This window comes from Rossellomorea aquimaris, from assembly GCF_003315075.1.
Lineage (GTDB): Bacteria > Bacillota > Bacilli > Bacillales > Bacillaceae_B > Rossellomorea > Rossellomorea aquimaris_C.
In genome coordinates this window covers 56,719-70,810 of the sequence record NZ_QNRJ01000008.1, presented here as the reverse complement: position 1 = coordinate 70,810, position 14,092 = coordinate 56,719, and the positions used below count along the sequence as shown (strand labels likewise).

Below are 14,092 nucleotides of genomic sequence, written 5' to 3'. Positions count from 1 at the left end.
GGGGATTTGTATTCATGAACGCACAAGAAAAACATCTGATTGTTCTGGATTTAGACGGAACACTATTAACGGATGAGAAGAAAATCTCATCAAAAACTCACGATATATTAAAGAAAGCACGCATGAAAGGGCATGAAGTGATGATTGCCACAGGCAGACCTTATCGTGCGAGTGAATTGTATTATCAACAATTAAAGCTAACGACTCCGATAGTAAATTTCAACGGTGCATTCGTGCATCACCCTATGGATGATTCATGGGGATTGTATCACGAGCCGATGGATTTAAAGGTGGCAAAACAGATCATTGATGCATGTGACGATTTTAAATTCCGCAACATTGTTGCCGAAGTGATGGATGATGTGTATCTGCACTACCATGATGAGAAGATCATAGATGTATTCATGATGGGCAATCCTGCGATTTCAACTGGCGACATTCGAAATGTACTTTCTGATCATCCTACTTCCATGCTCATTCACGCTGAAGAAAAAGATGTTCCAGAGATTCGTGCACACCTGGATGATGTTCATGCAGAATTGATCGACCATCGCCGCTGGGCCGCACCGTGGCACATCATCGAAATCGTTAAATCCGGATTGAATAAAGCTGTCGGAATTGAACGGGTTGCTTCATCTTTACATATTCCGCAAGAACGGATCATTGCATTCGGAGATGAAGATAACGATCTTGAAATGCTTGAATATGCCGGCACAGGAGTTGCCATGGGGAATGCCATTGATCCCCTTAAAGATATTGCCAATGAATTGACACTTTCCAATGAAGAAGACGGGATCGGACGCTACCTGCAAAAACGTTTTGATCTCTAAACCAGAACGTTTTTGGAAGCTGTGGGTATATCTTCTTACAGTATTCCATCACACTTGAGCCATACTAAAAAGGAGCGCATCATGCGTTCCAACTTGCAAAAGGGGTGGTAGTGATGGGTAGAAATAAATCTAAACGATTTGTACAACAAGGTAAAATCGCTGTAACAAAACATGATGAACGTATTCCGTACCATCTGACGTATGCTGAAGCAGAGGCTAAAAAGCTTGCTTCACATGGCGAAGGGCCAGGGGGAATGGAATAATGAGTAATCCATTATTCCAACAGGCCCGTAACGCGGTTCATTCTGCCCAACAAGCATGCAGTACGGGAGAAAACGCACAAATGTCCATTGATAAAGCGAAAAACGCGTTGTCATCTGCTTACGCTAACTCAAATGTCGAAGAACAAAAGCAGCTTCATGCTCTTCAAGATGAGTTAAACCGCCTGTCATAAAGAATAAACAAGGGTTGTCCAAATTGGACAACCCTTGTTCTTTTCACGGAATGGAGATGACATATCTGTGAAGAATCTTCCCATCGCCTTTATCCCGCTCATAAAGACTTATAAAGGCCTTCTCAACATTACCTGATAGCTCCGGAAGTATGATGGAAAAATCAGTCCAGTTTGGCGCTTCTTTATTCACTTTGAATAAGGTTTCTTTCAGGAACACTCTATGTCCGTCCTCCACCGAATAATAAAAGCCGCCATCCGATACCCGGGCTAGCCCCGTGATGGTATAGCGTCCTTTCACCTCCCGTACCGTTACTCCTCTAAAGGACGGGTTTTCCTCAGGAACTATGAATGAATCTGAAGCTCGCAAAGGATGATCAAATCCACTCATATCCTCTCCCATCAGCTGTGCTTCAATCGTATAATGCCCTTTTGGGACACGCTTTCCTTCCTGCTTGTAATCCCATGTTTCTTTCCACATCTTCGTTTCACCCTTTTTCAACGTAAGGGTTTGAAACGCTTGGAGGAATGATTTCCCCCGGCTGTACCGATAGACCACTTGCCCCGCTTTGTTTTTGATTGTAAAGTCAAACATCTGACTCGTACGAAAGGTGATCTTTTTATCCCCTTCACTATTATTATAAAGAACGAGCCTGATCTGAGTTCCTTCTTCTCCCGGAAAAGATTTCACAGAAAAAATCAGAGGTACCTTCTCTGCTTTCATCGGAGAAGGTACACTAAAGAGCATGAAAGAACTGATAAGGATATAAACAAATGCCTTCAAGGTGATACCCCTTTCTATTCAAGTTCACCTCTAGTATTTGTCAATTTAAAGAATCTAATCTTTTCTAAAAAATCCGAATATCCCAGTCGTTTGCACGATATTGGTAAATGCGTTGGGATCTACATCTTTAATGGTGTGTTCAAGCTCGTAAAGTTCATAGCGCGAAATGACAATGATCAACATTTCCTTATCTTCACCGGAAAAAGCCCCTTTAGCAGGCAGAGTCGTGATTCCCCTGACAAGCTTCGAATGGATGGCTTCTCTTAATTCATTTGATTTCTTTGTCACAATCATCGCTGTGAGTTTTTCATGGCGTGTATGAATGGAATCGATGACACGGGTTGAAGCATACAACGTTACTAACGTATACAATGCTTTTTCCCACCCATAAAGAAATCCTGCAGAAGTAATGATCCCCGCATTCATCAGGAAGAAATAGGACCCGACAGGCTTATCTTTCATTCGGGAAAGAATCATGGCAATAATGTCCATGCCTCCCGTAGATGCACCCCATTTTAACGTGATTCCGACTCCCAAAGCGGCAATGACCCCGCCAAACACGGCGTTTAGAAGAATATCAGGCGATAATTTAATCACAGGAATCACTTCAAGGAATAAGGACGTCAGAAATACAGAAATGAAGCTATACACTGTAAAGGAGCGACCAACTTTAAGCCACCCCAGAATCGTCACAGGAATATTTAAAATAAATAATAAAATACCTGTTGAAATATTGAATGGCGCAAATTCTTTTAACACACTGGACAATAACTGAGCCAATCCTGTAAAACCACTTGCATAAACATTTGCCGGTATCAGGAAAAAATTCATCGCAATGGCCCCCAGCACTGCCCCTATCAACACGACGAAAAACTTCTTCGCTTCTAACTGAACATGATCTCTCGACATTGACGAACCTCCCACATCTAGTTGTTATTTTCTATGTTCCACAATTCATCTTAACTAAACTCCTCCTGATATTCACCCTTTAAGAAGATAATGATACTTTTTACCTTGAAATCATACTCTATGGATTGTTATTTGAATGAAATATAGCTAGACTAAAGTTATATAGAATAACCAAAGGATGATTAGGATGACAGTAAAATTATTTGCTGATAGTGCGAGCGACCTTCCTGCTGCATATTTCAACCAACACAACATAGAACTGCTGCCACTGAAAGTACATATTGATGGTCAGGACTACGAGGACCTGGTCACCATCGAGCCGAATACCGTATTCAACAAAATCAGGGAAGGCCATATGCCAAAGACGTCTCAAGTATCACCGGACCTTTTTATGAAGAAGTTCACAGAGCTTGCAGAATCGAATCAACCCGGTATCTACATTGCCTTTTCCTCACAATTATCAGGAACCTATCAAACGGCTGTGATGATCCGCGATCAGGTGAAAGAGGAACACCCCGCTCTTGATTTGACCATCATTGATTCAAAGTGCGCTTCACTGGGCTACGGATTGGTTGTAATGAAGGCTGCTGAACTGCTTCAGAACGGTGGGAGTAAAGAGGACATTGTCGAAGCCTCCCGTTTCCACTCAGAGCATATGGAACACCTATTCACCGTAGAAGACCTTGAATACCTGGCAAAAGGCGGAAGAGTATCAAAAGCATCAGCTTTTCTTGGCGGATTGCTAAACATCAAGCCTCTCCTTCATGTGGAAGATGGAAAGCTTGTCCCGATTGAAAAGTTGCGTGGGAAAAAGAAACTTCTCAAACGAATTCTCGACTTGATGGAAGAACGGGGTGAAGACCTCTCCAATCAAGTAATCGCCATCAGCCACGGTGACGACGAAGAACTTGCCCTTGAAATGAAGAAGCTCATTCAAGAAAAATTCACACCGAAAGATGTATATATCAGTATTATTGGATGTGCCATAGGTTCTCATACAGGCACAGGCACTTTAGCCATATTTTTCTTAAACGAACACTCATAAACTCCCCTCTTCTTCCTCATACTAAGAGGGAGATTATACTCGAAGGGAGAATCACTATGCCACATACATCTGATAATGAAAAAAAGGCAAGAGACAATAATGCTCTGCGCCAGGAAAAGAATAAGATCAAAGAAGTGAACCGTAAAGCCGGGAAGAATCAGTATTCTAAGAAGACGGATCATTTATAAGGGATTGTCGTGAACAGTCTCCGGCTCTTGGATACAAGAAAGTGCCAGTTCTTTATAGAGCTGGTGCTTTTTATTTTATAAAAAAATCCCCCTATTCCATTCATAGAAGTTGTATGCACCATCAAAGCTTGTCTATAATGAAAAGAGATAATACTATGGAGGGGTTACATATGGCAAAAGAGAGTTCATTTGATATTGTGTCGAAAGTGGATATGTCTGAAGTGAGTAATGCGATTCAAATTGCGTTGAAGGAAGTTCAAACACGCTATGACTTTAAAGGAAGTAAGAGTGACATTAAATTAGATGGAGAGGAAATCGTTCTTGTTTCTGATGATGAATTTAAAATGAATCAGTTAAAGGATGTTCTTCTAAGCAAACTCATCAAACGTAATGTTCCTGTTAAGAACCTTGACTACAGCAAGCTTGAAGGGGCATCGGGCGGAACCGTTCGTCAGCGTGCGAAACTCGTTCAAGGAATCGATAAAGAAAATGCGAAGAAAATCAATACCATCATCAAAAACTCCGGCGTAAAAGTGAAGAGTCAGGTGCAGGATGATCAAGTACGGGTCACTGGAAAAAGCAAGGATGATCTTCAAAAAATCATCGCTGCGATCCGTGAGGCAGATCTTTCTATCGATGTGCAGTACGTAAACTTCCGTTAATCCGGTTTTTCAAAGAAGTCTAATGGGTACAATATATCCATTAGACTTCTTTCATTTAGGAGGAAAAACATGAAGAAAAAAGTCATCATAATCGGGGCGGTCGGTGGCGGTGCCACCACTGCATCACAAATTAGAAAACTGGATAGTGAAATAGAGATCATTCTCCTTGAAAAGACTTCCTATCTTTCATACGGGGCATGCGGAATGCCTTATTACTTAGGTGAAGTCATTAAAGACCGTGAAAGCTTGTTTGCAGCCACACCTGAAAAATTACATACGAAAAAGAACATCGATGTCCGCATGCATCATGAAGCGTTGAAAATTGATCGTGATAAAAAATCATTACTTGTGAGGGATCATGACAAGAACCAGGATTACGAAGAAGCATATGATTACCTCGTGCTCGCAACAGGGGCTTCCCCCTTTATCCCTGACATTCCTGGACTTGAAAAAATTCCGGCTTTCCATCTCAGAACCGTTGAAGACATGGACAGGATCAAGCAATTCGTTGAAACCTCAAAGCCAAAAGTCTGTACCATTATCGGCGGTGGCTACATAGGAGTTGAAATGTCAGAGAACTTCACTCATTTAGGGATGAAAGTCAATCTGGTTGAAAGATCGGAACATGTGATCAGTGTAATCGACGAAGAGACCGCCATCAAATTGCAAGAACATATAACAGAGCAAGGTGTGAATCTCTACACGAAGGATGGGCTGAATGAGGTACTTCCGGAGTGTACCCTGAAACTGGATAGCGGAGAAACGTTTCAGTCTGATTTCATTCTCCTTTCAGTAGGCGTAAAGCCTAATAACCTTCTTGCTAAGGAAGCCGGGTTATCAACAGGAGAGTCAGGTGGTGTCGTCAGTAATGAGTTTATGCAAACAGACGACCCCTCCATTTATGCAGTCGGAGATGTGGTAGAGTCCTTGGATCTTATTGACGGGACCCGAAAGCAGGTTCCTCTCGCATGGCCTGCCCACCGACAAGCTTATATTATCGCAAGACACCTATCAGGAAACCCGGTTCCTTTCAAAGGGATGCTGGGAACTGCTATTGCCAAGGTTTTTAACCTTTCCATTGGATCTACAGGATTAGGTGAGAAGGAATTAAAAGAAAAAGGCTATTCGTATAGAACCTCGGTGCATGAAGGAAAGTCTCATGCCGGCTACTATCCCGGTGCGCGTGATGTGTATGTGAGAGTCCATTTTTGTCCTGACACCGGAAAGATCTTTGGAGGAAATGTAGTGGGCGGCGCAGGGGTAGACAAGCAAATCGACGTTCTAGCCACAGCCATTTACGGAGGCCTGACCATTACCGACCTCCAGGAAATCGAAACCTGCTATGCCCCTCCCTTCTCTTCTCCTAAAGGGTTGTTGAATATGATCGGCTATAAGGGTGCCGGGTTGATGGAAAAGGAATAATAGCATGGGGCTTCTCTTTGGAGGAGCCTGTTTTTTGTATGCGGATGGACTTTAAGATAATGGATAAATCTGTTAAACGGCTGGATTTTTTTCGATTTCGGCCGGATTCTGCTCAAAAACGGCTGGATTTTTCAGAAAAACGGCCGGATTACACTAAAAATCGGCTGAATTTCCTTCAATCACGACGCTATCACACATCAATTCGACCGTGAAATTTGATAAATCTCCCAAACCAATCACGTTAATAATTATTTTTTTCGGGTAAACACTATCCTAAGATAACCCAAATCATCAAAGGAGTGTTTTCATTGTCATCACAACAACAAAACCAGAAACAAACGTTTCCCCCCCAGCACCAGGATCATCAGCCTGGCACAGTGGATGAAATGAATCCCCAGCCGATTCATACGGATCACAATTATAAAGGCAGTCGAAAGCTGGACGGTAAGGTCGCCCTGATCACTGGAGGAGACAGCGGGATTGGACGATCGGTGGCCTGGTATTATGCCAGGGAAGGTGCCCATGTCGCGATTTCTTATTTAGATGAACATGAAGATGCGAATAAAACGAAGGAATTAGTGGAAGCGGAAGGTGGAAGATGTATCCTGCTGTCAGGTGATATCAGAAGCTCGACGTTTTGTAAAGACATCGTGAACAAAACGATTTCTGAATTCGGTAAGCTTGATATCCTGGTGAATAACGCGGCGGAACAGCATCCTCAGGCAGGGCTTGCCGATATAAGTGACGAGCAGTTGGAGCGCACCTTTAAGACGAATGTATTCTCTATGTTCTACTTAACAAGAGCAGCATTGCCTCATCTTAATAAGGGAGCTTCCATTATCAACACGGCTTCTATCACAGCTTATAAAGGGAATAAGGATCTGATTGATTACTCTTCTACTAAAGGTGCCATTGTCAGTTTCACGCGGTCCCTTGCAGAAAACATTGCACCGGATGGAATCAGGGTAAATGGCGTGGCACCCGGCCCGATTTGGACTCCGCTGATTCCGTCCACCTTCAGCTCTCAAAAGGTATCTCAGTTTGGAGCGAATACTCCACTTGGACGGGCTGGTCAGCCGTATGAATTAGGACCTGCATACGTATACCTGGCAAGCGAAGATTCAAGCTACGTATCAGGACAGATGATTCATATTAATGGCGGAACGGTTATTAACGGCTAAAATGAAAGCGACTGAAACATATGGTTCTCCCCTAAGTGGAGATTCCAACGTTTCAGTCGCTTTTTATTATGATTTCCCTTTTCGCTCGCTGCAAGAGCATCTTGTAATAAGCTGATGGGGCACTATGATTCTCTTGATCGGCTCTTTCGGATTCTCAATCTTTTGGATCAGGCTTTTGGCTGCCTCATTTCCCAGGTTGAATATGTTGATATCCACAGACGTGAGCGGAGGGCGGGACATTTCAGCCAGCAATACATTGTTGAAGCTGACAATGGAGATGTCTTCAGGAACACGGATGCCCATTTCATCCAGTGTGTTCAGTACCCCTAATGCCATTAAGTCATCGGCCACTACCAAAGCCGTTGGAGGAGCGTCTAATTGCATCAGTTCATTAATGGCTTCACGGCCTCCTTCACGAAGAAATTCTTCATGAATGATGTACTCGTCTTTCATGTCTATCCCGGCATTACGCAAAGCCTTCTCATAACCTAATAGACGTTCAACGGTAACAACGAGGTTGAGGTCTCCACCGATAAAGCCGATGCATTCATGACCAAGCTCCAGGAGAAAATCGGTTACTTCCTTTGTTGCCCGGTAGTTGTCGTTATCCACATGAGTGATCTCTTCACAATATTTATAAGGCTTCCCGACGACGACAAATGGAAAACCACGATCTTTTAAGTAGTTCATCACCTTATCTTCCACTTTTGAATAAAGAAGGATGATTCCGTCCACTCTTCCCCCTTGCACCATTTGGACGACGCCTTCATAAATTTCTTCTTCGGATTGACCTGTGGACATCTGAAGTGCATATTGTTTTTCCTGCGCCCCTTCACTTAGTCCTCTTAAAACGGTCGGAAAGAAAGGGTTCTGTGAAAAAGTACTAGCTGAACCTGGTAATACAAGCCCTAATACTTGAGTGGATTGATTTGCCAAGCTCCTTGCTATGAAGTTAGGATGATACCCTAATTGCTCCATCGCTTCTCTAACTTTTTGCTTTGTTTTCTCGCTGATTCTTGGATTATTTGCAATAACACGTGAAACCGTTGATGGAGCTACGTTTGCAAGCTTTGCAACATCCTTGATGGTGACCGCCATTCATTCCACCCCCCTCTTTAAAAATCGTACCCTCTTAGGTGTAGAGGGCTGCTTTATTCTAGTTTATACAATCATTAAAACGCTTCCATTTCAAATCAGGAATGGCAGGGCTCATAGACTGAGCCCCGCATCAAATCATGACTGCTTTTTCTTCCTTCCACGCTTCCATACAAGATAAATAAAGAGTAAGAAGATGACATACACAGTACCGAGTGCCAGTAGGTAAGGATAATTCAGTCCACTCTTCTGTTTAAGGGAATAAACCTCTGATTCTTCACGATCGACTACGATCGTATAGTTTCCATCCTTATCAATACGAACCAGGTCTGCGGTTAATAACCCTTTCAACTCACTATTTTCTGCTAATTCTTCTTCACTCAATTGAACCATTTGAGATTTACTTGTGTTGTTTATGGCGACCACCAGGGTTTGATCCCCGTACGTACGCTTGAATATTCCCATACCGTCTTTTTCATAGATGGGTTCTATCGTCCCTCTTGTGAGGGCGGGGTAATCTTGACGAAGCTTTCCTAATTGCGTGATGTAATCAATCAATTCTTCATCTGCCCTAAAGTTCATAAAACGTCGATTATCCGGGTCATTTCCACCATCTACGGCTATTTCTGAACCATAGTAAACGATCGGTATCCCTGGAGTCGTATACATATACGTTAGAGCAAGCTTCCACCTGGTGCCCGGGAAAAGATTCTCTTGAACGATCAGTCTCGTAAAACGTTCCATATCATGGTTATCGATAAAAGTCCCCATTAAATAGGGATCGTCATAGTACGTTTCGTTGTATTTCCAGAAGTTAAATAAGCGATCCATCGATGTATCCGGTTTCTGGAATACAGAACGCATTTCTTCTGCTTGAGGAAAGTTAACGAACCCATCAATTCCTACATCATTATACTTCGCTATCTTCTGTGGATCGCGATCGAACACTTCACCAAGAAGATAGAAATCTTCTTTGACTGACTTAACCTCTTCACTGAATTCAGTCCAGAATTCTTGTGGTACGTGACGAACCGTATCCAGTCGGTATCCGTCAACATCTGTTTCTTCGATCCACCATTTCGCTGCGTCAAATAAGTAGTTTTTCACTTCGGGATTTTCTGTATTTAAATCGGGAAGATCATATAACCACGCATTTTGCAGACTTTCTTCATTATCGAAGTTCATCGGCTGATTTTCGTGAAACCAGTCCGATTTCTGAGGATCATCCACCCAAGGGTGCTCGGGTCCCACATGGTTTACAACGAAGTCCAGCATCACTTTCATATCACGTTTGTGGGCCTCATCTACAAGCTTTTTAAACGTATCGATGGATCCGAAACGTTCTTCTGTCTTATAGAAATCCGTAATCCAGTACCCGTGATACCCAAGGGGCTGATTATCAAAGATCGGGGTTAGCCAGATGGTGGTAAATCCCATATCCTTAATATAATCCAGCTTATCAATCACACCTTGAAAGTCCCCGCCCTGATAGGCTTTAGGGTCTTTCGTATCCACATTCTTATCATTGCTCGTATCCCCGTTATTAAAGCGATCGATCATTAAAAAATAAATGGTCTCATCCTGCCATTTTCGTTCTTCTTTTTCAACTGCACCTACCGGAAGGGCGTAAAAAAGAAGAAACGGGACTAAAATGAGAGATAATACTCTTCTTTTCATCTCCGCTCCTCCTCAAACTGTTAGTAACGCCTATAAGATTATCCTTTTGTACCCCCTGCCGTCAATCCTGAAACGAAGTATTTCTGAAAGAACAGGAATAATAGAGCAATCGGTACGGCAATCAGGACAGAACCTGCAGCGAATGTTGTAAATTCTGCTCCGAATTGTTTTGCCACCATATCATAAAGGGCAACCGGTAATGTGTACATTTTTTCTGAACGTAATAGGATACTTGCAATGATAAAGTCCGCGAATGGTGCAATGAATGAAAACAGTGCAACTACCGCAATGATAGGTTTCGCAAGAGGCATGACGATCTGGAAGAAGATGCGTAAATGGCCCGCTCCGTCCATCTTGGCTGATTCATCCAGTTCTTTCGGAATCGTATCCAGATACCCTTTCATCAACCATGTGTTCATTGGAATTTGCCCGCCCACATATACAAGAATCAATCCGATATGAGTATCCAAAAGTTTTGTTAATAGCGCTAATACGAAAATGGCAATCAGCGCGGCAAAGTTCGGAATCATTTGCAGGATCAGGAATGTCATCAATCCATTCTTACGTCCAGCGAATCTGTATCGGGAGAAAGAATACGCGGTCAGACTCACTAGTAAGACGGTTAGGGCCATCGTAGATAAACTGACCTTCAATGAATTCCAGTACCAAAGCATATAATTGCTTTTCTCAAGATCAAAAAGTTCCTTATAATGTGCCAGTGTCGCGTTTTTAGGAATGATGGATGAACCGGACAAACTTTGTCCCGGGTTGAATGATGATCCTATGATCCATGCAACCGGGTAAAGAATGATGGCAAACATGATCCCGATGAATGCGTATGAAAGTGTCAAACGTATGAGTTTCTGTCTCTTCATATTCATATTACATCATATCCTCTTCTTGGAATGACTTCGTTCTCTTGAACTGCCAGATCGCTACTGTGATGACGATGATGGATAACAATAATGTGATGGCAGCTGCTTTAGAATACTGTGCGGATGTCATAGTCAGACTGTAGATCCATGAAATCAAAATGTCAGTACCACCTGCATTTTGTCCTGTCAGGGCAGGTCCTCCGCCATTGAATAAGTAAATAACGTTAAAGTTATTAAAGTTAAATGTGTATTGCGTAATGATGATTGGCGCCGTTGCAAAAAGAACGAGGGGCAACGTAATGTTCTTGAATTTCTGGAAAGCTGATGCTCCATCAACCGTCGCTGCTTCATAAAGCTCATCAGGAATCGACTGTAGAACCCCCGTTGTCATGGCGAAGATGAACGGGAAACCTAACCAGGCTTGGATACCGATCAGGGCGATTCGTGTATACATCGGTTCCGTCATCCATGGTAATCCTTCAATGCCGAAGAATCCTAAGATATCCCGGTTAATCGTTCCGAAGGATTCATTGAACATACCGGCAAAAACAAGTATGGAAACGAAAGCCGGAATGGCCCAAGGTAAGATGAATACGGTACGAATGATGGCTTTTCCTTTTAAATCCTTTTGATTGACCAGGATTGCCAGGAATACACCCAGTGCAACTTGAAGCGTCGTGGCACCGAATGTCCAAACAAGTGTCCAGGCTAACACGGTAATGAATGTTTCTCTCCAAATATCAATCTTGAAAATATCAACAAAGTTTTGTATCCCTACCCAATCGACTAATTTAGCAGGAGGTGAGTGATACAAATCATAGTTTGTAAACGCCAGTAAGATAACAAAGATGATCGGGAAGATGACGACGAATACGAGTAGTAAAAATCCCGGAGACATGATCAAGTACGGAAATCCATTGTCTACTAGATTTTTGTACTGCTCTCGAATCGTACTCAGTTTCTCTCCTCTGTCTCTCTTTTCTCCGTTTTTATAAGCATCCCGGAGATTAAACAAATAGAATCCGATTCCGAAGATAGATACGATGATTGCCAGAATTCCATATACCATCAAGAAAATGGAATGATCTCCGTATGAAATGTCTGTCCCAAGCGTTGTAATCCCCCATAATCCGTAGCCGATCAAATCTCTAAAGACAAGAATAAAAGCGGCAGTCATGATCAGAAAGAATCCGCCTTTTAGAAACTGTCTATGATAGATCTGACCTAATCCAGGGATTAGGGAAAGGGCCAGTGCTGTTTTTCTTGTGTTTTTTTGAGAGGATTTTTGTTCCATCCTATATTCCCCTTTCTACGTATACCATTTTGATAAGCTTCATGAGCTTTTTAAGAAAAGAAGTGGTTATTTCCTTAAAAAGCCCTTGAATGGTCTTTAAAAGGATAGCAGTACCTCTCAGAGTGAGAAGGTACCGCTATGTTTATGCATTAGTTAGAGTGATTCGCTTCAATGTTTTGTTCAATTTGCTTTACAGCTGCATCAAGTGCCGCTTTTGGTTCTTGTTTACCTGTTACAACCGTTTGTAGAGAATCTGCCATTGGATCCCAAACTTCTCCCATTTCAGGAATGTTCGGCATTGGCACCGCATATTGTGATTGTTCAGCAACCGCTTTTGCACCTGGGTTCTCAGCAATCGCAGGATCGTCGATCAAACCTTGGTTTGTTGGAACTTCCTGTGTTTGTTCGAAACGTAATTTCGCATATTCATCTTGAGTGATGAATTCGATGAATTTTTGTGCCCACTCTTTATTTTCAGAGTATCCTGATACATGCCAGCCTTTAACACCCATGAATGTTTTCATAGGCTCACCGTTTGGAAGCTTTGGCATAGCAGAGATACCGATATCAATTCCAGCATCTTTGTAACCTTGGAAGGACCATGGACCGTTCATTACAGAAGCCACTTTTCCTTCATTGAATAGCCCGTCCATTGCAGATCCACCATTTTCACCTACGATACCTTTAGGGAACAATCCTTCTGAGTACCATTTTTGAATATATTCCGTACCTTCTACAGCACCTTCATTGTTTAACCCAAGATCTTTCGCATCCAATGCTCCATCTTTTTCAGCAAATACGTACCCGCCGAATCCACCGATTGGTGCATGAGCGAAATAGAAGTTATCCCAAAGAGCTAAGAAACCGTAGTTTCCATCTTTTGTGAAGTCTTTAGAGAATGTGTACACTTCATCCATTGTTTTTGGAGCTTCTTCCATTAACGCTTTGTTATATACGAATACCGGCGTTTCAGAGGACTTTGGAAGACCATATAGTTTTCCATCATAGCTCTCTGCCGTCATGGAAGATTCAGTGAAACGCTCTTCAACGTCTCCTTCAACTTCTAAAGCAGCGATATGACCTGCAAGTGCAAGCTCACCGATTTGGTCATGTGGTAATGTTAATACGTCCGGACCAGTTCCCGCAGGACCGTCTAAACGTAATTGTTCTTTCATTTTAGTAGCCATTTCGACTTCTTTCACTTCTACTTTGATGCCAGTTTCTTCTTCGAACTTAGCACCTACTTCATCCAGCCATCCGGATTTCTTTTCATCTTCCCAGACAACCAGTTTTTCAGGTTTGTTTGCATCGTCAGCTTTTTTCTCTCCGCTTTCATTTCCCGATCCTTCTTCACGATTAGGACCACAAGCAGTCAACGCCCCTAGTACAAGCATGATTACCATCAATAATGATAACGCTTTCTTCATCTCGACCCCTCCTAAGTATGGTAAAAAATATTGACCTTTCCTTTAGACTGAACAAACGTTTGCACATACTATGACTTAATCCCGAAAGATATCGCTTACAACCTTTGTGAAAACGATTGCACAACCTACTTCTTATTATACAAACTAAATCGGCTTTGACAATACTTTTTTGAAAATTATTTACGTTTATAAGACTGAAAAGAAAACGCATTACTTGTTTAAATACGTTTCATTGACAACATTGTTGGTTTA

15 protein-coding genes are annotated in these 14,092 nt (G+C 42.3%); 8 read left to right on the top strand and 7 right to left on the bottom strand.

Annotated features, from left to right (window positions below; genetic code table 11):
- The first annotated feature begins 14 nt into the window (after positions 1 to 14).
- From DET59_RS12190 to DET59_RS12185, 3 genes are all read left to right on the top strand, one after another.
- Positions 15 to 830 carry a Cof-type HAD-IIB family hydrolase gene (locus tag DET59_RS12190; protein WP_113969933.1) on the top strand — a complete coding sequence of 272 codons (816 nt, stop codon included), beginning with the start codon at positions 15 to 17 and terminating at the stop codon, positions 828 to 830.
- A gap of 113 nt (positions 831 to 943) precedes the next feature.
- Positions 944 to 1,093 carry a hypothetical protein gene (locus DET59_RS21665; RefSeq protein WP_181778135.1) on the top strand — a complete coding sequence of 50 codons (150 nt, stop codon included), beginning with the start codon at positions 944 to 946 and terminating at the stop codon, positions 1,091 to 1,093.
- Positions 1,093 to 1,284 carry a DUF3813 domain-containing protein gene (locus DET59_RS12185; RefSeq protein WP_044337708.1) on the top strand — a complete coding sequence of 64 codons (192 nt, stop codon included), beginning with the start codon at positions 1,093 to 1,095 and terminating at the stop codon, positions 1,282 to 1,284. Before DET59_RS21665 ends, DET59_RS12185 begins: the two co-directional genes overlap by 1 nt.
- 43 nt (positions 1,285 to 1,327) lie before the next feature.
- Here DET59_RS12185 and DET59_RS12180 read toward each other — a convergent pair whose 3' ends face one another.
- Together DET59_RS12180 and DET59_RS12175 are read right to left on the bottom strand one after the other, a co-directional pair.
- Complete coding sequence (locus DET59_RS12180; protein WP_113969932.1) at positions 1,328 to 2,065, bottom strand: BsuPI-related putative proteinase inhibitor; 738 nt, start codon at positions 2,063 to 2,065, stop codon at positions 1,328 to 1,330.
- 54 nt (positions 2,066 to 2,119) lie between these two features.
- Positions 2,120 to 2,974, bottom strand: a complete 855-nt coding sequence (locus DET59_RS12175) for a YitT family protein (RefSeq protein ID WP_113969931.1) — start codon at positions 2,972 to 2,974, stop codon at positions 2,120 to 2,122.
- Between the two features lie 187 nt (positions 2,975 to 3,161).
- Here DET59_RS12175 and DET59_RS12170 point away from each other — a divergent pair, with 187 nt between their 5' ends.
- From DET59_RS12170 to DET59_RS12150, 5 genes are all read left to right on the top strand, one after another.
- The gene (locus DET59_RS12170) at positions 3,162 to 4,019 is read left to right on the top strand and encodes a DegV family protein (protein ID WP_113969930.1); all 858 of its coding nucleotides are present in this window, start codon (positions 3,162 to 3,164) and stop codon (positions 4,017 to 4,019) included.
- Between the two features lie 56 nt (positions 4,020 to 4,075).
- The gene (locus DET59_RS12165) at positions 4,076 to 4,207 is read left to right on the top strand and encodes a DUF3941 domain-containing protein (RefSeq protein ID WP_098441051.1); all 132 of its coding nucleotides are present in this window, start codon (positions 4,076 to 4,078) and stop codon (positions 4,205 to 4,207) included.
- Positions 4,208 to 4,377: 170 nt separating this feature from the next.
- The gene (locus DET59_RS12160; protein ID WP_044337711.1) at positions 4,378 to 4,869 is read left to right on the top strand and encodes a YajQ family cyclic di-GMP-binding protein; all 492 of its coding nucleotides are present in this window, start codon (positions 4,378 to 4,380) and stop codon (positions 4,867 to 4,869) included.
- A gap of 69 nt (positions 4,870 to 4,938) precedes the next feature.
- The gene (locus DET59_RS12155) at positions 4,939 to 6,291 is read left to right on the top strand and encodes a CoA-disulfide reductase (RefSeq protein ID WP_113969929.1); all 1,353 of its coding nucleotides are present in this window, start codon (positions 4,939 to 4,941) and stop codon (positions 6,289 to 6,291) included.
- Between the two features lie 308 nt (positions 6,292 to 6,599).
- Positions 6,600 to 7,472, top strand: a complete 873-nt coding sequence (locus DET59_RS12150) for an SDR family oxidoreductase (RefSeq protein ID WP_113969928.1) — start codon at positions 6,600 to 6,602, stop codon at positions 7,470 to 7,472.
- Between the two features lie 66 nt (positions 7,473 to 7,538).
- Here DET59_RS12150 and DET59_RS12145 read toward each other — a convergent pair whose 3' ends face one another.
- From DET59_RS12145 to DET59_RS12125, 5 genes are all read right to left on the bottom strand, one after another.
- Positions 7,539 to 8,570 (bottom strand): LacI family DNA-binding transcriptional regulator, encoded by a 1,032-nt coding sequence (locus tag DET59_RS12145; RefSeq protein ID WP_113969927.1) that lies wholly within the window; start codon positions 8,568 to 8,570, stop codon positions 7,539 to 7,541.
- A gap of 135 nt (positions 8,571 to 8,705) precedes the next feature.
- Positions 8,706 to 10,244 carry an alpha-amylase family glycosyl hydrolase gene (locus tag DET59_RS12140; RefSeq protein ID WP_113969926.1) on the bottom strand — a complete coding sequence of 513 codons (1,539 nt, stop codon included), beginning with the start codon at positions 10,242 to 10,244 and terminating at the stop codon, positions 8,706 to 8,708.
- A 38-nt stretch (positions 10,245 to 10,282) separates the two neighbouring features.
- On the bottom strand, positions 10,283 to 11,125 hold the full coding sequence (locus tag DET59_RS12135; RefSeq protein WP_098441057.1) for a sugar ABC transporter permease: 843 nt from the start codon (positions 11,123 to 11,125) through the stop codon (positions 10,283 to 10,285).
- A 1-nt stretch (position 11,126) separates the two neighbouring features.
- Positions 11,127 to 12,413 (bottom strand): carbohydrate ABC transporter permease, encoded by a 1,287-nt coding sequence (locus DET59_RS12130; protein ID WP_113969925.1) that lies wholly within the window; start codon positions 12,411 to 12,413, stop codon positions 11,127 to 11,129.
- A 149-nt stretch (positions 12,414 to 12,562) separates the two neighbouring features.
- A complete protein-coding gene (locus DET59_RS12125) occupies positions 12,563 to 13,840 on the bottom strand; it encodes an extracellular solute-binding protein (RefSeq protein ID WP_113969924.1) in 1,278 nt (425 codons plus the stop codon).
- Between the last annotated feature and the right edge of the window lie 252 nt (positions 13,841 to 14,092).

Excerpts from the sequence above, each read along its gene's own strand:
- DET59_RS12125 (WP_113969924.1), bottom strand. The coding sequence starts at position 13,840 with ATGAAGAAAGCGTTATCATTATTGATGGTAATCATGCTTGTACTAGGG.
- DET59_RS12190 (WP_113969933.1), top strand. The coding sequence starts at position 15 with ATGAACGCACAAGAAAAACATCTGATTGTTCTGGATTTAGACGGAACA.
- DET59_RS12175 (WP_113969931.1), bottom strand. The coding sequence starts at position 2,974 with ATGTCGAGAGATCATGTTCAGTTAGAAGCGAAGAAGTTTTTCGTCGTG.
- DET59_RS12160 (WP_044337711.1), top strand. The coding sequence starts at position 4,378 with ATGGCAAAAGAGAGTTCATTTGATATTGTGTCGAAAGTGGATATGTCT.
- DET59_RS12170 (WP_113969930.1), top strand. The coding sequence starts at position 3,162 with ATGACAGTAAAATTATTTGCTGATAGTGCGAGCGACCTTCCTGCTGCA.
- DET59_RS12145 (WP_113969927.1), bottom strand. The coding sequence starts at position 8,570 with ATGGCGGTCACCATCAAGGATGTTGCAAAGCTTGCAAACGTAGCTCCA.
- DET59_RS12165 (WP_098441051.1), top strand. The coding sequence starts at position 4,076 with ATGCCACATACATCTGATAATGAAAAAAAGGCAAGAGACAATAATGCT.
- DET59_RS12155 (WP_113969929.1), top strand. The coding sequence starts at position 4,939 with ATGAAGAAAAAAGTCATCATAATCGGGGCGGTCGGTGGCGGTGCCACC.
- DET59_RS12135 (WP_098441057.1), bottom strand. The coding sequence starts at position 11,125 with ATGAATATGAAGAGACAGAAACTCATACGTTTGACACTTTCATACGCA.
- DET59_RS12130 (WP_113969925.1), bottom strand. The coding sequence starts at position 12,413 with ATGGAACAAAAATCCTCTCAAAAAAACACAAGAAAAACAGCACTGGCC.
- DET59_RS12140 (WP_113969926.1), bottom strand. The coding sequence starts at position 10,244 with ATGAAAAGAAGAGTATTATCTCTCATTTTAGTCCCGTTTCTTCTTTTT.
- DET59_RS21665 (WP_181778135.1), top strand. The coding sequence starts at position 944 with ATGGGTAGAAATAAATCTAAACGATTTGTACAACAAGGTAAAATCGCT.
- DET59_RS12185 (WP_044337708.1), top strand. The coding sequence starts at position 1,093 with ATGAGTAATCCATTATTCCAACAGGCCCGTAACGCGGTTCATTCTGCC.